17 protein-coding genes and 2 tRNA genes are annotated in these 17,405 nt (G+C 71.3%); 5 read left to right on the top strand and 14 right to left on the bottom strand.

What is annotated here, in order from left to right; genetic code table 11:
* Positions 1–18: 18 nt before the first annotated feature.
* The 4 genes from DEJ14_RS08105 to DEJ14_RS08090 all read left to right on the top strand — a co-directional run bounded on the left by DEJ14_RS08105 (position 19) and on the right by DEJ14_RS08090 (position 3,680).
* Complete coding sequence (locus tag DEJ14_RS08105) at positions 19–960, top strand: ACP S-malonyltransferase (RefSeq protein ID WP_111085697.1); 942 nt, start codon at positions 19–21, stop codon at positions 958–960.
* Positions 957–1,961, top strand: coding sequence for a beta-ketoacyl-ACP synthase III (locus DEJ14_RS08100; RefSeq protein WP_111085698.1), 1,005 nt, complete (start codon positions 957–959; stop codon positions 1,959–1,961). The genes DEJ14_RS08105 and DEJ14_RS08100 overlap by 4 nt, the downstream gene beginning before the upstream one ends.
* Positions 1,962–2,103: 142 nt before the next feature.
* Positions 2,104–2,352 carry an acyl carrier protein gene (locus DEJ14_RS08095; RefSeq protein ID WP_017886710.1) on the top strand — a complete coding sequence of 83 codons (249 nt, stop codon included), beginning with the start codon at positions 2,104–2,106 and terminating at the stop codon, positions 2,350–2,352.
* An 83-nt stretch (positions 2,353–2,435) separates the two neighbouring features.
* Positions 2,436–3,680 carry a beta-ketoacyl-[acyl-carrier-protein] synthase family protein gene (locus tag DEJ14_RS08090; protein ID WP_111085699.1) on the top strand — a complete coding sequence of 415 codons (1,245 nt, stop codon included), beginning with the start codon at positions 2,436–2,438 and terminating at the stop codon, positions 3,678–3,680.
* Positions 3,681–3,848: 168 nt separating this feature from the next.
* On the opposite strand, the gene DEJ14_RS08085 is transcribed toward DEJ14_RS08090, so the two are convergent.
* From DEJ14_RS08085 to DEJ14_RS08060, 6 genes are all read right to left on the bottom strand, one after another.
* Positions 3,849–4,328: a DUF3145 domain-containing protein gene (locus tag DEJ14_RS08085; protein ID WP_111085700.1), complete on the bottom strand. Its 480-nt coding sequence runs from the start codon at positions 4,326–4,328 to the stop codon at positions 3,849–3,851.
* A gap of 191 nt (positions 4,329–4,519) precedes the next feature.
* Positions 4,520–5,341 carry a DUF1684 domain-containing protein gene (locus tag DEJ14_RS08080; RefSeq protein WP_111085701.1) on the bottom strand — a complete coding sequence of 274 codons (822 nt, stop codon included), beginning with the start codon at positions 5,339–5,341 and terminating at the stop codon, positions 4,520–4,522.
* Positions 5,338–6,378 (bottom strand): AI-2E family transporter, encoded by a 1,041-nt coding sequence (locus DEJ14_RS08075; RefSeq protein ID WP_111085718.1) that lies wholly within the window; start codon positions 6,376–6,378, stop codon positions 5,338–5,340. The genes DEJ14_RS08080 and DEJ14_RS08075 overlap by 4 nt, the downstream gene beginning before the upstream one ends.
* A 94-nt stretch (positions 6,379–6,472) precedes the next feature.
* A tRNA-Ile gene (locus DEJ14_RS08070) sits at positions 6,473–6,547 on the bottom strand.
* 10 nt (positions 6,548–6,557) lie between these two features.
* Positions 6,558–7,769, bottom strand: coding sequence for a glycosyltransferase (locus tag DEJ14_RS08065; protein ID WP_111085702.1), 1,212 nt, complete (start codon positions 7,767–7,769; stop codon positions 6,558–6,560).
* Positions 7,770–7,921: 152 nt separating this feature from the next.
* Positions 7,922–8,833: a DMT family transporter gene (locus DEJ14_RS08060; protein WP_181437562.1), complete on the bottom strand. Its 912-nt coding sequence runs from the start codon at positions 8,831–8,833 to the stop codon at positions 7,922–7,924.
* Positions 8,834–8,872: 39 nt separating this feature from the next.
* Between DEJ14_RS08060 and def the strand changes: the two genes are divergently transcribed.
* Positions 8,873–9,448 (top strand): peptide deformylase, encoded by a 576-nt coding sequence (def, locus tag DEJ14_RS08055; RefSeq protein WP_111085703.1) that lies wholly within the window; start codon positions 8,873–8,875, stop codon positions 9,446–9,448.
* A gap of 87 nt (positions 9,449–9,535) precedes the next feature.
* On the opposite strand, the gene DEJ14_RS08050 is transcribed toward def, so the two are convergent.
* The 8 genes from DEJ14_RS08050 to DEJ14_RS08015 form a co-directional block, all read right to left on the bottom strand.
* Complete coding sequence (locus tag DEJ14_RS08050) at positions 9,536–10,024, bottom strand: hypothetical protein (protein ID WP_146249773.1); 489 nt, start codon at positions 10,022–10,024, stop codon at positions 9,536–9,538.
* A 50-nt stretch (positions 10,025–10,074) separates the two neighbouring features.
* Positions 10,075–10,785 carry a pentapeptide repeat-containing protein gene (locus DEJ14_RS08045; protein WP_181437563.1) on the bottom strand — a complete coding sequence of 237 codons (711 nt, stop codon included), beginning with the start codon at positions 10,783–10,785 and terminating at the stop codon, positions 10,075–10,077.
* Complete coding sequence (locus tag DEJ14_RS08040; RefSeq protein ID WP_181437564.1) at positions 10,782–12,314, bottom strand: hypothetical protein; 1,533 nt, start codon at positions 12,312–12,314, stop codon at positions 10,782–10,784. Before DEJ14_RS08040 ends, DEJ14_RS08045 begins: the two co-directional genes overlap by 4 nt.
* Positions 12,315–12,452: 138 nt before the next feature.
* Positions 12,453–12,525, bottom strand: a tRNA-Asn gene (locus DEJ14_RS08035).
* Positions 12,526–12,650: 125 nt separating this feature from the next.
* The gene (locus tag DEJ14_RS08030) at positions 12,651–13,652 is read right to left on the bottom strand and encodes a D-isomer specific 2-hydroxyacid dehydrogenase family protein (RefSeq protein WP_258373287.1); all 1,002 of its coding nucleotides are present in this window, start codon (positions 13,650–13,652) and stop codon (positions 12,651–12,653) included.
* A complete protein-coding gene (locus DEJ14_RS08025; RefSeq protein WP_111085705.1) occupies positions 13,649–14,578 on the bottom strand; it encodes an ATP-binding cassette domain-containing protein in 930 nt (309 codons plus the stop codon). Before DEJ14_RS08025 ends, DEJ14_RS08030 begins: the two co-directional genes overlap by 4 nt.
* 148 nt (positions 14,579–14,726) lie before the next feature.
* Positions 14,727–16,403 (bottom strand): ABC transporter ATP-binding protein, encoded by a 1,677-nt coding sequence (locus tag DEJ14_RS08020; protein WP_111085706.1) that lies wholly within the window; start codon positions 16,401–16,403, stop codon positions 14,727–14,729.
* Entirely contained in the window at positions 16,400–17,404 is a 1,005-nt protein-coding gene (locus DEJ14_RS08015) for an ABC transporter permease (protein WP_111085707.1), read from the bottom strand. The genes DEJ14_RS08020 and DEJ14_RS08015 overlap by 4 nt, the downstream gene beginning before the upstream one ends.
* Between the last annotated feature and the right edge of the window lies 1 nt (position 17,405).

The raw sequence follows: 17,405 nt of genomic DNA, 5'->3' as shown, positions 1-17,405 counted from the left end.
GAGCGACAGGATTGTCCGGTGATCGTCGTCGTCGCGCCCGGACAGGGCTCCCAGACCCCCGGCTTCCTCGCCCCCTGGCTCGAGGACGCCGCCGTTCGTGAACGTGTCGGGCAGTGGTCCGAGTCGATCGGGGTGGACCTCGCCGCACACGGCACCACGTCGGACGCCGACACCATCAAGGACACGGCGCTCGCGCAGCCCCTCATCGTCGCCGCCGGTCTCGTGACCGCCGACGCCCTGCTGGCCGACGGCCGCCGTGCGCTGGTCGGCGGGGTCGCCGGGCACTCGGTCGGCGAGTTCACCGCCGCCGCGGTCGCCGGGGTCCTCGAGCCCACCGACGCCGTGTCGCTCGTCGCCGAGCGCGGCCGGGCCATGGCGGACGCCGCTGCCCTCGAAGCGACCTCGATGGCCGCCGTGCTCGGTGGCGACGCCGACGCGGTCGCCGCAGCACTGCAGTCGCACGGGCTCGTCCCCGCGAACCACAACGGTGGCGGCCAGACCGTGGTCGCCGGCACGGCCGCCGGCATCGCCGCGCTCGTCGCCGACCCGCCCGCCAAGGCGCGCGTGATCCCGCTCGCGGTCGCCGGTGCGTTCCACACCCACTTCATGGCGCCCGCGGTCGAGCGCGTGGCCCCGGTCGCCGCGGCCGCCACGGTGCAGGACCCGACCCTGCCGATCTGGACCAACGCGGACGGTTCACGGCTCGACGACGGTCGCCGCTTCGTCGACCTGATGGTCCAGCAGATCGCGAGCCCCGTGCACTGGGACGCCGTGATGGAGTCGTTCGCGGCCGCCGGGGTCACCGGCATCATCGAGCTCGCGCCGGCCGGTGCCCTCGTCGGCCTGGCGAAGCGCGGCCTGCGCGGCACGCCGTCCGTCGCCATCAAGACCCCCGAGGACCTGCCCGCAGCGATCGACCTGCTGCAGCGCGCGGGCCAGGAAGCAGACGCATCCGCATGACCGAACGCCCCGCACTCTCCCAGCGCCGCGGCCACGAGTTCACCCGCATCCTGGCGTTCGGCGCCGCCCGCGGCGAGAACGTGGTGCCGAACGACGACCTCGTCGGCCCGATCGACTCGTCCGACGAGTGGATCCGCCAGCGCACCGGGATCATCACCCGCAAGCGCGCCGGCAAGGACGTCGAGGCCGTCGACCTCGCCGAGACCGCCGCGCGCGAGGCGATCGAGAAGGCCGGCCTGTCCCCCGACCAGATCGGTGTCGTGCTGGTCAGCACCGTGACGCACACCGTCGCGACGCCGTCGATGGCGTCGCTGCTCGCCGAGCGGATCGGCGCGACGCCCGCCGCCGCGTACGACATCAGCGCCGCCTGCGCCGGGTACGCCTACGGCATCGCCCAGGCCGACTCGTTCATCAAGTCCGGACTCGCCGACCACGTCCTGGTCGTCGGGGCCGAGAAGCTCAGCGACGTGGTCGACCCGACCGACCGTTCGATCTCGTTCCTGCTCGGCGACGGTGCCGGCGCGGCCGTCGTCGGCCCGAGCGACTTCCCCGGCATCGCCCCGACCATCTGGGGCTCGGACGGCTCGAAGTGGGACGCTATCGGCATGACGGCGACCTACAACGAGTGGGAAGCCGGTGCGCCCCGCCCGACCATGCGCCAGGCGGGCCAGACGGTCTTCCGCTGGGCCGTGTGGGAGATGGTGAAGGTCGCCCGCGAAGCGCTCGAGACCGCCGGTGTCCGACCGGAGGACCTCGCGGCGTTCGTGCCGCACCAGGCGAACATCCGCATCATCGACGAGTTCGCGAAGCAGCTCGGCCTGCCCGAGTCGGTCACGATCGCCCGTGACATCACCACCACCGGCAACACCTCCGCCGCGAGCATCCCGCTCGCCACCCACCGCCTGCTCGAGGAACACCCTGAGCTGTCCGGCGGGCTCGCCCTGCAGATCGGCTTCGGTGCCGGGCTCGTGTTCGGCGCCCAGGTCGTCGTGCTCCCCTGACTCGCCCGACCGGCGAACCCGAACCCACCCGGCCGCGCATCCCGCGCGACCAGCGACCACCCCGACGAGTCTCCGGGCGCGAGCACGCTGCGTGCCCTAGGCTGGTCCACGGTCAAACGACACCCCCCTCAAGGAGAAACTCATGGCCCTGTCCAACGAAGAAGTCCTCGCCGGCCTGGCCGAGCTGATCAACGACGAGACCGGTATCGCCACCGACACCGTCGCCGCCGACAAGTCCTTCACGGACGACCTCGACATCGACTCCATCTCGATGATGACCATCGTGGTCAACGCCGAGGAGAAGTTCGACGTGAAGATCCCGGACGAAGAGGTCAAGAACCTCAAGACCGTGGGCAACGCGGTCGACTACATCGTCAAGGCCCAGGCCTGACACGAGCTTCCTGAGCGCCGCGGCCAGCGGTCACCGTCGGCCGCGGCGCTCATCTTGTTCCCCAACGAAAGAACCGTCGTTCCATGACCAAGAAGACCGTCGTCGTCACCGGGATCGGTGCGATCTCACCCCTCGCCGCGACTGCCCCGGAAACGTGGGACGCGCTGCTCGCCGGCAAGTCCGGCATCACCCGCATCGAGGACCCGCGCTACGCCGAACTCGAGCTCCCCGTGGAGTTCGCCGGCCAGGCACGTCGGTTCCTCACCGACCAGCTCACCCGCCCCGAGTCGAAGCGCCTGGACCCCTCGTCGCAGCTGTCGCTCGTCGCGGCGCGTGAGGCGTGGGCCGACGCCGGCATCGACGCCGAGTCCGTCGTCCCCGAGCGCCTCATCGTCGACTGGGCGACCGGCATCGGTGGCGTGAACACCCTGCTCGACGCCTGGGACACCCTGCGCGAGAAGGGCCCGCGTCGGGTCCTGCCGATGACGGTCCCCATGCTCATGGCGAACGGTCCGGCCGCTGCCATCGAGATGGAGTTCGGCGCCCGCGGCGGCGCCCGCACCTACCTGTCGGCCTGCGCCTCGTCGACCGAGTCCCTGGCCGAGGCGTACCGCCACGTCGCTGACGGGGACGCCGACATCGTCATCACCGGTGGCGCCGAGGCCGCACTGCACCCGCTGCCCCTGGCGGCGTTCGCGGCGATGCAGGCCCTGTCGCGCCGCAACGACTCCCCCGAGACCGCGTCGCGCCCGTACGACGTCACCCGTGACGGCTTCGTCCTCGGTGACGGCGCCGCGGCGCTCATCCTCGAGTCGAAGGAGCACGCCGAGGCCCGCGGTGCGAACATCTACGCCGAGGTCGCCGGCGCCGGCATCACCTCGGACGCGTTCCACATCACGGCACCGGACCCCGAGGGCAGCGCGGCCGCCCGTGCGGTCCTGCAGGCCCTCGACCACGCCGGTGCCAGCCGCGAGGACGTGGTGCACGTCAACGCGCACGCCACCTCGACCCCGGTCGGCGACGTCGCCGAGTACCACGCCATGCGCCGCGTCTTCGGCGACCACCTCGACGACATCGTCGTGTCGGCGACCAAGGCGTCGACGGGTCACCTGCTCGGTGGCGCCGGTGCGATCGAGGCCGCGTTCACGGTCCTCGCGCTGCACAACCGTGTCGCGCCGCCGACGATCAACCTCAACGACCAGGACCCGGAGATCGTCATGGACGTCGCGCGCGAGCCGCGCGCACTGCCCGACGGTGGCCTGCTCGCGGTGAGCAACTCGTTCGGCTTCGGCGGCCACAACGCCGTGGTCGCGTTCCGCAGCGTCTGATCCGTCGCACCCTGCCAGGAGGCCCGTCCCGCGTCGTCGGGGCGGGCTTCCGTCGTTCCAGTGCCGGTCGGAGTGCCCGGCACGAGTCTCGCGGTGAGCGACACCTCCCGCGCGACGGGCCGCGAGGACTGTCGCACAGGCCGAGTCTCGGCCAGCGCGGCCCGAGTCTCAGCCGACGCGGTGCAACCAGACGACGGGGTTGCCCTCGGCCGCGTGGCGGAAGGGCTCGAGCTCGTCGTCCCAGGCCTGTCCGAGCGCGAGCCGGAGCTCACGGTGGAGTTCGAGCGCGTTGCTGCCCGCGACCTCCATGGCGTAGCGGACGCGGTCCTCGGGGATGACCATGTTCCCGGTCACGTCGGTCTGCGCGTAGAAGACGCCGAGGTCAGGCGTGTGCATCCAGCGGCCACCGTCGGACTCGGTCGTCGGTTCCTCGGTCACCTCGTAGCGCAGGTGCTCCCAGCCACGCAGCGCGGAGGCGATCGCGGCACCGGCACCGACAGCGCCGGTCCAGGTGAACTCGGTCCGCCGGGCACCGTCCTGTGCCGGCTGGTCGAGCCACGAGAAGTTCACGGCACGGTTCATCGCGCGACCTGCTGCCCATTCGACGTGCGGGCAGAGCGCGCGGGGTGAGGAGTGCACGTAGAGCACTCCTGTCGTCGTTCCGTTCACGGTTCCTCCGATACGTCAGGTGCGACTTCCCCATCGACCTGGTGCGGAGGATCCGAGCGGCGGTGAGCCGCGGAACCATTCGGTATGCGATTGTGATGTCCGGACAGGACACGCCCATTATGCAGCGTTCCGGCTGGGAACGGCAAGGACCCCGCCGAGCGCGGTCCGGTTCAGTGCAGGACGGTGCCCGCAGCGTCGACGGGGTGCCGCTCCCCCGCCGTGATCGGCACGGGCACGCGGTTCTCGGCCGGCGGGATCGGGCAGGCGAACTGGTACGAGAACGCGCAGGGCGGCAGCACGAGCAGGTTCCAGTCGAGCTCGACCGTGCCCGCGGTGCCAGGGTCGTCGAGGTACAGGAAGCGGCCCATCGAGTACGTGCTGCCGGCGTCGTCCTCGGCGAGGGCGCTCGTGGCGTCCTGCACGATGAGCTGCAGTCGCGGAGCACCCCGGAACGCCGCAGACCGGACCGCGACGAACCGCATGGTCGTGCTGCCGACGGCCGTCTCGATGTGCCCGGCGACCGGCAGGGCGTCGCCGGCGGCGTCGAGGACGCTGCCACGGGCCTCCTGGTCGTCGCCCGCACCGGCGTCCAGCGGGACGTACGTGCCGGAAGCCACCCAGTCGTCGGACCGGTCGAACCGGGCGATGCGCGCGAAGCGGTGGATCGGCTCCGCCGCTGGATCCCAGACGCGCAACGTCGAGCCGGACACCGTACCCGCGAAGCCGTCGGGGAACGCGACGGCGGACGGCACCACGGCGGTGTCACCGGCGACCAGCACCGTGCCGTCGACCGGGACGCCGTCCACGACGACACCGTCAGTGGCGGCGGCCGTCACCGCGAGGCCTCCGACCGTCGGTGCCCAGGTGCCGGGGACCGGCCACACCGACTGCGGGTGGTCGACGTGCTGGGCGTTCACGAGGGCCAGCGGGCCACGGGGACCGCGTGCCCAGCGATCACGTTCCGCGACGTGGTCGGCGAAGCCGTCCGTCACGCCTGCTCCTGCCGCGGGTAGATGACCTTCTGCACGATGATGATGATCGACGCGGCGACGGGCAGGGCGACCAGGGCACCGAGCACGCCGCCGATCGTGCCACCGGCCACCGCGGCGATGACCACGAGGGCTCCGGGCACCTGCACGGCACGCGACATGATGCGCGGCGAGATGAGGTACGCCTCGACCTGCATGTAGACGAGGTAGTAGATCGCCGCGGCGAGGGCGGTCGCGGGCGACGCGAACAGGCAGAGCAGCGAGATGACGACCGCGGCGCCGAGGGTGCCGACGAGCGGGATGAGCGAGCCGAGGAACGCGAACGACGCCAGCAGCACCGGCAGCGGCGCACCGATGATGAGCAGGAACACCAGGCTCAGGATGCCGTTGATGAGCGCCTGCGACACCTGGCCGACGACGTACCGACCGACCGCCTGGATGATCTGCTCACTGACGTCGATGAAGTTCTCGCGGCGGGACGCCGGCACGAACCGGGACGCCGCGCGCTTCATGCCCCGCATCGACGCGAGGAAGTAGAGCATCAGGATGAGGACGATGAGCACGCCGGTGAGCCCCGACAGGATGCCGCTGCCGACCGCCAGGATGCCGCCGCCGACGCTGAGCAGGTTGCCCGGGTTCTCGACGAAGGACTGCACCGACTCGAGCGCGTGGTCGATGTCGAACGACCCGGCGAACTGCTTCGACAGGTCCTGCACCCACTGCTGCTTCGAGATGTCGTCGACGACCTCGGGGAAGTTCTGGATGAGGTTCGTCGCCTGCTCGACCAGGATCGGGACGACCGCGAAGACGACGCCGGCGAACACTGCCAGGACCCCCACGACGACGACGGTGATCGCCGCCCACCGCGGGATGAGTCGCTCGAGGAACGACACGAGCGGGTCGATGCCGAGCGCCAGGAACAGCGCGACCCCGATGTAGACCAAGACGGTGCTGAGTTCGCCGATGATGGTGCCGGCGAGCAGCGCGACGAGCACACCGATGGCACCCATGAACCCGATGCGGAAGGCGTTGACGCGCACGCCGGTGCCACCCCGGGTCACCTCGAACGTCACGTTCGGCGTCGGGCTGTGGTCCTCTTGCTGCGGTGTGTCGCGCTTTCTCGGCAGGTGCACGTAGGGCGGGCGGGACTTGAACCCGCGAATCGTTCGGTTATGAGCCGACTGCCTTGACCAGCTTGGCTACCGCCCCTCGACGACCCTCAGGCCACCGGTTCCCCACGATACAGCGCCTCGAACGTCGTGAGCGTGCGGTTGATGTCGTGTGCCTCGATCATGGCCGAACTGCGCTCCCGCATGGCCGTGTACTCCGCTTCCGATGCCGTGAGCACCGCCTCGAGCTTGGCGGCGAGGTCGTGTTCGTCGCCGGGGGTGAACAGGTACCCGTTGCCGTCGATCAGGTGGGGCAGCGCCATCGAGTCCGCGGCGACGACCGGCAGCCCGGACGCCATGGCCTCGAGCGACGAGATGCTCTGCAGCTCGGCGGTGGAGGGCATCGCGAACACCGTGCCGTTCGTCAGGGCGGTGCGCTTGGCCTCGTCCGAGACGAACCCGAGGAACCGGACGCGGTCCTCGAGCCCGAGCTCCTTCGCCAGGGCGGTCAGCTTCGGGATCATCTCGCCGTCGCCGACGATCGTCAGGGTCGCCGCGAGCGAACCGGGCAGCAGCGCCACGGCGCGCACGAGCACGTCGAGGTTCTTCTCCGGTGCCACGCGGCCGACGAACACGATGTCGTTGTTGACCGGACGCCCGTCGCGCGCGACGTACCGCGACGCGTCGATCCCGCACGAGATCGCGAGCACCCGCTGTCCGGCGATGGCCTTCCGCAGGTAGTCGGCGGCCAGGTTCGTCGGCGTCGTGATGGTGTCGGCGAGCCGGTAGGTCTTCGCGGCGTCGCTCCACGCGATCTTCAGCGCGATGGGCAGCGTCCACTTGCCGAACGGCGTGTACTCGAGCAGGTTCTCGGGCATGAAGTGGTTCGTCGCGATGACCCGGATGCCGCGCGCGTTCGCCTCGGGGACGATCCCGCGACCGATGACGACGTGCGACTGGATGTGCAGGACGTCGGGCTTGACGGCGTCGAGGATCGGCCCGGTCCACTTCTTGACGCTCCACGGCCACACGAAGCGGAGCCAGGCGTGCAGCGGCCACTTGTACGACTTCAGGCGGTGCACGACGAGGGTCACGCCCTGGTGTTCCTCGTCGAAGGTGCCGTAGTTGCGGCTCGAGGCCGGGGCGACGACGTGGACCTCGTGCCCGCGCTCGGCCAGGCCGACGGCGAGCTGCTCGGCGAAGGTGGCGGCGCCGTTGACGTCCGGCGGGAAGGTGTCCGCGGCGATCAGGATGCGCAAGGGTCGGTGTCCGCCCGTCGCACCCGTCGGTTCGGCGGTGGCGGTGGTGACGTCTCCTGACACGGCTGGCGTCGTCCTCTCGTGGGCGATTGCTGGTCGGACTGCCGACGGTACCGCACCTGGTTCGGCGGCCGCGTCAGCCGCGCGGAGGACCCCGTGCTACCGCGGGGTGACGGGGTGACGGGGCGACGGCGCTGCGCCGCGCCCGTCCGCGGTCAGGCGCGGGTCTGCGGGTGGTGCTTGGCGAGCAGGAACACCCCGGTGATCGCGATGCCGGCCGCGACCACGAACCCGGCGACCGCACCCCATGGTGCCCCGGACGCCTCGTCGAGGACGACCACGCCGATCCCGACGGCGACGATCGGGTCGATCACGGTCAGCCCCGCGATGACGAGGTCCGCCGAACCAGCCGAGTACGCGTTCTGCACGAAGTACCCGCCGAGCGACGCCGCGACGACCACCCCGATGATCGCCAGGACCGTCAACCAATCGAACGTGCCGTTCACGAACCGGTTCAGCACGACCTTGGCGAGCGTCGCGACGAACCCGTAGAGGATGCCCGCGCCGACGATGTAGTAGAGCGCGCTCTTGTGCTTGGCCACGAGTCGGAACGACACGAGCACCAGCACGAGCACCACGGCCAGGATGATCAGGACGGTCACCAGCTGCTGCCGGGTGATCGCGCTCTCGTGCCCGACGAACGCCGCGATGCCGACGAAGATCGCGACACCGATGATGCAGGTCCACACCGCACGCTTCGCCCGACGGCCCAGCGGCACGCCCGACGACCGGGAGGAGAACCATGTGGTGATCACGAGCGCGACCGCCCCGAGCGGCTGCACGACGATGAGCGGCGCGTACGTGATGCTGATGAGCTGCAGCACGACGGCGATGCCGAGCATCAGCGTGCCGAGCACCCAGTAGCCGCTCGAGACCAGGCCCACGACGTGCCGGACGCTCAGTCCCTTCGACTGCCGCCCCAGCCGCGCCTCGACCCGCTGCACGCCCCGGCTCTGGAACTGCGCTCCCAGCGACAGGAACACCGCACCGATGAGCGCGACGGGGATCATGAGCGCCTGGAACGGCGTCAGGTTCACTGCGTCGGGCAGCTGGAGGTCCGTCGTCACGCGTCGAGGCTACCGTCCACCGCCGGATAACCTGGGTGAATGGCCGTTCTCCCGATCCGCATCACCGGCGAACCCGTCCTGCACGAGCGTGCAGCCGAGGTCACCGAGTTCGATGACGACCTCCGTTCCCTCGTCGCCGACATGTTCGAGACCATGGACCTCGCCCCCGGCGTCGGGCTGGCCGGACCCCAGGTCGGCGTCGGCAAGCGCCTGTTCGTGTACTCGTACACCGACGACGACGACGTCCTCCACCGGGCCGCCGCCGTGAATCCCGTCCTCTGGATCAGCCCGCCGGTCCCGGAGTCGGTCGACGAGCTCGACGAGGACGACGAGTCCGAGGGCTGCCTGTCCGTGCCGGGCGAGCGCTTCCCGCTCCGACGCTCCGGCAGCGCACTGCTCCGCGCGTTCGACGAGCACGGCGAACCGTTCGAGGTCCGGGCCGACGGCTGGCTCGCGCGGATCTTCCAGCACGAGTACGACCACCTGGACGGCTGGCTCTACGCCGACCGCCTGGTGCACCCCTACGGCAAGCAGGTCGCCAAGGCCATCCGCAAGAACAGCTGGGGCGGCCCCGGCCAGTCGTGGCTGCCGGGTCGCGACCACCCCGAGGGCTGACGCCGGACGCCTCCCGCGCGTCGGTCCCATCGGTCCTGTCGGTCCTGTCGGTTCTGTCGGTCCCGTCGGTCGACCGGGAGGCCCGGCTCAGCTCCGGTACGTCGACAGCGCGTCGCGCAGGTGGTCGGTCTCCGGGTGCCCCGGGCAGTACTGCAGGAGGCCGGCGGCGAGGTGTGCTGCGCCGTCGTTGGCCACGGCCGACGTCCACGGGTCCGTGCCGGTCACGGCGCAGGTGCTCGCGAGCTCGACGAGGGTGGCGTCACCGCGGGTCGCGTCGACCGCGGCCTGCTGCTGCGTCGACGGCACCGAGCCCGTGAGCCGCTTCGCGGTGCACGACGTCCGCTCGTCCTCCCACACCGCCGAGTACGTCGTGTAGGTCTCGCGGTCGCCGTCGTCGCACACGAAAGCGAACACGACCGGCGAGGCACCCGACCCGAGCCCGGTCTCCGAGCTCGTGGGCTCCTCTGACGCATCGGTGTCGGGTCCGGCACCACTGCACCCGACCAGCACGGGCGCGATGACCGCCGCGAGCAGCGCGCCGAGGAGCACGGCGCGAGGCGGGTGGGATCGGAGCACCTGTGAACGCTAACAGCTTCCTCCGTGAAGGAGTGCCGCGCGACCGCCGCTCAGCGCGTCGGACCGGTGACGGTGATGGTCGCGCGCTGGTCGAGCCGGCCGCCGCTGCGTGCCTCGGTGCTCATGCGACACCGCACCTCGGTCGCGCCCACCGGTGCCTGGACCTCTTGCCGGACGCAACTGGTCGACGTCACGCCGCGCGGCAGGTCGAGACGGATGGGCACGGTCAGCGGCCGGCCGTCGGTGCTGCGGAGTGCTCGGTCCGCGAGCTCGAGTGGCGTGCCGCGGACCGTCATCCCGGCGATCCGCGCATCGGTGAGGTCGACGCCGTCGATGCGCGCCGCACTGATGTCGGCACCCGACAGGTCGGCACCGGTGAGGTCAGCGTCGCGCAGGTCCGCTCCGGTCAGGTCGACGGCGTACAGGTCGACGCCGTGCAGGTCCGCACCACGGAGGTCGGCACCGCGCAGGTCCGCACCGAACAGGACGCTCGCCCCGAGGTCCGCGCCACGGAGGTCGGCACCGCGCAGGTCCGCGAGACGGAGGTCCTCGGTGGCGAAGTCCGCGCCGGCGAGGTCCTGGTCCGAGCACGTCGTCACCGAACCGGGTTGCGGCGCGATGCGGACCGTGCACGAATCCACCCGGCGTTCCCCCGCGCTGGTTCCGCCGGTGCGTGCGAACGCGGCGACACCGATGACCACGAAGAAGAGGACGGTCAGGGCGAGGACGACGACGGTCCGGAGGCGCGACGACCCGGTCACGTGTCGAGTCCGGTCAGCCAGTGGGGCAACACCGCACGAGCCCAGCTTGAGTACCAGGCAGCCGAGTCGGCGTACGGGAAGAACGCGCTGATCGGGTTGTAGAACGCGAACAGCACGACGCCGACCGCGATCGTGGCCACCCAGGCGATCGTCGCCCCCCGTCCGCGCAGTCCGCGGAGCCACGACGACACCGCGAGCAGGATGACCGCGACGATCATCGGCATCACCGGGAGCAGGTACCTGCCGGAGAACGCGAAGTCCTGCCGGAGGTTCACGGCGGTCGCGGCGTTGAAGCACAGGACCGCCACCGTGTAGGCGATGGGCACGGTGGCCAACCAACACATCGAGGCCGACCGGAGGACCCGACGCAGCTGGGTGACGGCGATCGCGACGGCAGCGAGCGAGGCCGCCGCTCCGAACACGACGACGCCGAGGTTCGGGCGCCAGGCCAGCGACGGACCCCAGAAGAAGAACAGCGACCGGAAGTACGTCGTGATCCACATCCACAGGAACGCCAGGGGGTGGAACGGCTCGAGCGTGCCGTTGACCACGGCCAGGTCGTGGGCCCGGACGGCGTTGTAGTTCCGGCGGAAGATCCCGAAGTTCATGCACGCAGCACGGCTGTGGATCTCCGCGCAGTCCGGGTTCAGCGCCCGGTAGACGAGCAGGTTCACACCGAAGCGCTCGAGGACGAGGGCGAGGAGCGCGGCACCGACGACGACGAGCACGATCGAGCGCCCCGGCCGACTCCGGAATCCCGCGACCGCGCGCCGGACGGGGTTCCGCAGCCACGAGAAGCCGTCGACCCGGTACCGGAAGAGGATCGCGAAGAACGCCCCGGCGAGGATCAGTGGCGCCTGGGAGTACTTGAGCATCAGCGCGAGCATCGCGGTGACGACCAGCCAGGCGAGCGTGCGGAGCCCCCCGTCACGCGCGACCTTGACGGCGACGGCGGCGAAGAGGAAGAACGCTGCCATCGACGGCGCGTCGTAGCTGATCGTCGCGGCCTGCCAGGCGTACCGACCGGTGAAGGCCGTCGCGATGATGGCGAGGAGCCCGATCGCGCTCGGGACCCCGGCGTTCCGGAACATCGCTCGGAGGGCGACCAGACCGGCCCCGGCGGCGAGGACGTCGATGCTCCGGAGCACCATGACGGTGTGCTCGTAGTCGAGCCCGAGCGCCTGCGCCCCCTTCGCCGGGAAGGACATCAGGTAGTAGTACAGGTACGCCGGGAAGCGCGTGACCTCGCCGAGCCACAGCGTCGACGCCTTGACGTCGTGCAGGAACGGTCCGTCCGTCCAGGGGCGCGCCGCGTAGAGCAGGATGTTGCCGATGTGCCGCCGCTCGTCCGGTGCGGCCGACGCCGGCACGTGGATGGTGACGGCGAACAAGAAGCTGACCAGCAGGAACGCGACGAGCACGACCACGAACGCGATCGGGGAGGACAACACCCGGTTCGCGCGCCAGAGGACTGGCTCGGTCCGCACGTCGACCATGCGCCCGGTGACGGGCTCGCGGGTCAACGACATCGAACGGTGGCCTTCCGGGATCTGGGGACTGGTTCAGGCTAGCAGCGCGTCCGAGCGGAGCAGGCGAGCCGGCTGCACGACCCGTCGCGTCGCGGACACACGCAAAAGGCCCGGATCCGTGGGGATCCGGGCCAGACGCTCCCCGAGTTGGACTCGAACCAACAACCTGCCGGTTAACAGCCGGCTGCTCTGCCAATTGAGCTATCGAGGATCACTGTCCGCTGGCGAATGTCGTGCGAACAACGGGTAACAGCATAGCAGGACCGCGGGGCCCCTCACCGCATCGGACACGCCGCCCGGGCGCGCCGCGCTCCGGCCACGCCAGGCGGCACCGCGTCAGTACCCGGCGACCGGGTCGACGACGCCGACGAACCCCTCGCCCGTTCCGGCCAGGAACGCCGTGGTGTTGAGTCGCACCCGCTCGGCGAGCAGCGGCGCGACCATCTCCGGGGTGTCCGCCTGGTGCGGCGTGATGACCGCGCCGGACTCGGACCAGAGCGGGTGGCCGTCGGGCAACGGCTCGGGGTCGGTGACGTCGAGCCCCGCCGCCGCGATCGCACCGGTGCGCAGGGCCTCGACCAGCGCGTCGGTGTCGACGAGTCCCCCGCGGGCGATGTTGACGAGCCGGGCGGAGGGCTTCATGATCGCGAACTGCCGCTCGCCGAAGAGCTTGGCGGTGCCCGAGGTCATGGCCGCCGCGATCATCACGACGTCCGCGTCGGGCAGGACCTCGTCGAGCTGGTCGGTGGTGACGGTGCGCGATGCGCCGTCCACCGGGTCGGTCGAGCGACGCACCACGGTGACGTCGACGTCGAACGGGGCGAGCAGACGGATGTACTCGAGCGCGATCCCGCCGGCGCCGATGACGACGACGTTCCGGCCGTACAGCGACACACCCTCGGGCTCGGTGGCCCACGAGTGTGCACGAGCGCGCTTCTGCAGGACCCGCAGCGTCCCGAGCGTCAGCGCCAGGGCGTGCTCGGCGACGGGCTCCGCGTACGCGCCCTTCGCCGAGGTGAAGAGCACGCGGTCCCCGTGCTCCTGGATGAGGTGCGCGAAGGCGTCGACCCCGGCGAACGGCAGTTGCACCCAGCCGATCCCCGGTGCGGCGTCGAGCGCGTCCGCCAGGCCGGACGGGTCGCGGGGGTCCAGCCAGACGAGCCCGCGGGTGTCCGCGTCGAGCGGCGCGACGGTCCCGCCGGCCTCGGTCACCGCGGTGACGTGCAGGTCGGTCGGCTCCGGCAGCACGGCGACGGCGCCGGACTGCGGGGCGCCGATCGGCAGCGGGGCGCCGGACGTGGGGACGACGGCGCGGTGGCCTCGGGTGGCGGTGCTCACTTGTTCTCCTGTCGGTCCGTGCGGGGGCCCGTGCCGGCGGCGACCGGTCGGCGCGGCGCCGTCGAGCGGCGCGGGGCGGTGGGTGCCGGGCGGCGCTTCACGCCGCGGGCCGCGGTCGCGGCCAGGGTCTTGACGTAGGGGTCGACGGGGTTGTCGAGGACCTCGTCGAAGGTGCCGAGGCCGACCAGCCGGGCATCGGCCATCACGGCGACGCGGTCGGCCAGGGCGCCGGCTTCGCGCAGGTCGCTGGACACCACGACGGCGGAGAACTGCCGGTTGCGCTGCAGGGTCGCCAGGGCCTCGAGCACCGACTGGCGCACGAGCACGTCGACGCCGCGAGCGGGTTCGTCGGCGACCAGGAGCTGGGGTTCGAGCACGAGTGCCCGCGCCAGGGCGACACGCTGCCGCTGTCCGCTGGAGAGTTCCCAGGTGTTCAGCCGCATCACGCCGAGCGGCAGGTGCACGGCGTCGACCAGGCGCGCGACGATCAGTCCCGCTTCCTTGCGGCCGAAGCGGCGATCGCGCTGGTAGATCGGTTCGGCGATGGCCTCGCCGACGGTGAGGTCCGGGCTGAGCCGGTCGGCGCCGTCCTGTGGCAGGTAGCCGATGCGGCCGCTCAGTCGCTCGAGCTTGCGGGACGAACCGCGCAGGCCGCGGGTCTTCTGGCCGAGGACGGTCAGTTCGCCCCCGACGATGTGCCGGCGCAGCGCACCGTCACCCTCGCCGTGCGACCCGAGCTGCCCCGCGATCGCGGCGGCGAAGGTCGACTTGCCCGACCCCGACTCACCGAGCAGCGCGAGGATCTCGCCCTGCCGCACCGTCAGGCTGACCCCGTCGACCGCTCGGATCGACTCGGACCCCCGTCCGCCCCGGTACTCGATCGACACGTCGTCCGCGACGACCGCCGGTCCGTTGACCGCGATCATGGGTCCCCTTCCACGCCGCCCCCTGGCGGCGGTTCGCGACGGACCGCGCTGGCAGGACCGTCGTGCGTACAGCTGTGGAGGCGACCGTCCAGGAGGCCCGGCGTGCGTCGACGACGCCGGACGGGCCTCCTGGGCGGGTCACGTCGGGTCAGGACCCGGCGTTCTCCAGTTGCTCCAGCGTACGCCGTCGCTCGGCCTGCTCCGCAGGGTCCGGCACCGGGAGCGACGCCAGCAGGCGCTGCGTGTACGGGTGCTGCGGGGCACCGAGTACCTGCGCCGTCGTGCCCACCTCGACCAGGTCGCCGCGGTAGAGCACCGCGATCCGGTCGGACAGCGCGCCCACGACCGCCAGGTCGTGGCTGATGAACAGCGACGCGAAGCCCAGGTCCTGCTGGAGCTCGAGGAAGAGCTCGAGCACGCGGGCCTGCACCGACACGTCGAGCGCACTCGTCGGCTCGTCGGCGATGAGCAGCTTCGGCCGGAGCGCGAGCGACCGGGCGAGCGAGGCGCGCTGGCGCTGCCCACCGGACAGCTCGTGCGGGTAGCGGTCCCCGTACGCCTTCGGCAGCTGGACCGCCTCGAGGAGTTCGTCGACGCGCCCCCGTGCCGCACGCGGGCTCGACACCTCCTTGTGCACGACCAGCGGCTCGGCGACGCACTCGGCGATCGTGAGCAGCGGGTTGAACGACGTCGCCGGGTCCTGGAACACGAACCCGATGTCCTTGCGCAGGTGCTTGAAGTCGCGCTCCCGGTAGCCGAGCATCTCGGCGCCCAGGACCTTCAGCGACCCGCCGGTGACCTTCGTCAGACCGGCCATGGCGCGACCGATCGTGGTCTTGCCGGAGCCGGACTCCCCCACCAGCCCGAGGACCTCGCCGGGACGGATCGCCAGGTCGACGCCCTTCACGGCACGGAACGCGGGCGAGCCGAGGCGGCCGGGGTACTCGATCTCGAGCCCCTTCGCCTCGACCAGCGGGGTGACGTCCTCGGTGATCGCGGCGCGGCGGGCGGTGCCCGTCGACGCCTCGAGCCGGGGCACCGCGGCGAGCAGTCGCTTCGTGTAGTCGGCCTGCGGACGTGCGAACAGGTCCGTCGCCGATGCCTCTTCGACGATCTCGCCCTGGTACATCACGGCGACGCGGTCGGCCAGGTCGGCCACCACGCCCATGTTGTGCGTGATGATCACGATCGCCGTGCCGAACTCGTCGCGGCAGCGGCGGAGCAGGTCGAGGATCTCGGCCTGCACCGTCACGTCGAGCGCCGTGGTCGGCTCGTCGGCGATGATCACCGACGGCTCGAGTGCGAGCGCGCTCGCGATGACGACACGCTGCTTCTGGCCGCCGGAGAACTGGTGCGGGTAGTGGTCGACGCGGGTCTCGGGGTCGGGGATGCCGACCCGGCCGAGGTAGTCGATGGCCTTCGCCCGCGCCTCCTTCTTGGACATGCCGCCGTGGGCGCGGAGCCCCTCGGCGATCTGCCACCCGACCGTGAAGACCGGGTTGAGGGCGGTCGACGGCTCCTGGAAGACCATCGCACCGGCGGTCCCTCGGAGGCTGCGGAGCTTCTGCGCGCCGACGGTGACGACGTCGGTGCCGTCGAGCAGCACCGCGCCGCCGAGCGTCGCCGTCTCGGGCATGAGTCGGAGCATCGCCCGAGCCGTGACGGACTTGCCGGAGCCGGACTCGCCGACCAGGGCGAGGACCTCGCCGGGGCGGACGTCGAGGCTGACGCCCTTCACCGCGTCGACGGCGCCGCCGTCGGTGGCGAAGGTGACGGTGAGGTCGTCGACGACGACCACGGGTGCGTTCTCGGTGTCGGTCGTCATGCGCCCGCTCCATCCGCGGTGGCCGTGTTGCGCGCGTCGCGCGTGGACACCAGCTGCTTCAGCCGTCGGCGCGCACGCAGACGGGGGTCGGAGATGTCGTTGAGGCTCTCGCCGATGAACGTCACACCGAGCACGAGGACCACGATCGCGACACCCGGGTAGACACCGGTCCACCAGACGCCGCTCGCGACGTCGGACAGCGCACGGCTGAGGTCGTAGCCCCACTCGGCGCCGGACGTCGGACCGATGCCGAACCCGAGGAAGCCGAGGCCGGCCAGGGTCAGGATCGCGTCGCTGGCGTTCAGCGTCAGGATGAGCGGCAGGGACCGCGTCGAGTTCCGCAGCACGTGGCGGGTCATGATGCGCCACGGGTTCGTGCCCATCACGCGCGCCGACTCGACGAACGCGTCGTTCTTCAGGCGCACGGCCTCGGCACGGACCACCCGGAAGTACTGCGGCACGTAGACGACGGTGATCGAGATCGCCGCCGCGATGATGCCGCCCGAGTAGCTCGAGTTGCCGCCGGAGATCACGATCGACACGACGATCGCGAGCAGCAGCGAGGGGAACGCGTAGATCGCGTCGGCGACCACGACCAGGACCCGGTCGAGCCAGCCGCCCAGGTAGCCGGAGACCAGGCCGAGCAGGACGCCCACGATGATCGACACGACGACCGCGACGATCACGACGAGGACCGCGGTCCGGGCGCCGTAGACCACCCGGCTGAACACGTCGAACCCACCGACCGTGGTGCCCCAGATGTGCTCGGCGCTCGGTGCGCCGGTGCGCGGGAAGCTCTCGCCGTCCGCACCCTGCAGCTGACCGAAGCCGTACGGGGCCAACAGCGGCGCGAAGACCGCGACGAGCAGGTACAGGGCGCAGATGACCACGCCGACGATGAGCATGGCGCGCTGCCAGCCGGTGCTCTTGCGGAGCTGGACCACCACGGGCAGCCGCTTCCAGAGCGGCTCGTGGCGGTCGACGAGGGTGGTGTCGGCCATC

The sequence above is a fragment of the Curtobacterium sp. MCJR17_020 genome (assembly GCF_003234365.2).
Lineage (GTDB): Bacteria > Actinomycetota > Actinomycetes > Actinomycetales > Microbacteriaceae > Curtobacterium.
Note: the sequence above shows the minus strand (reverse complement) of the source record. Positions and strands in the feature narration are given on the sequence as shown.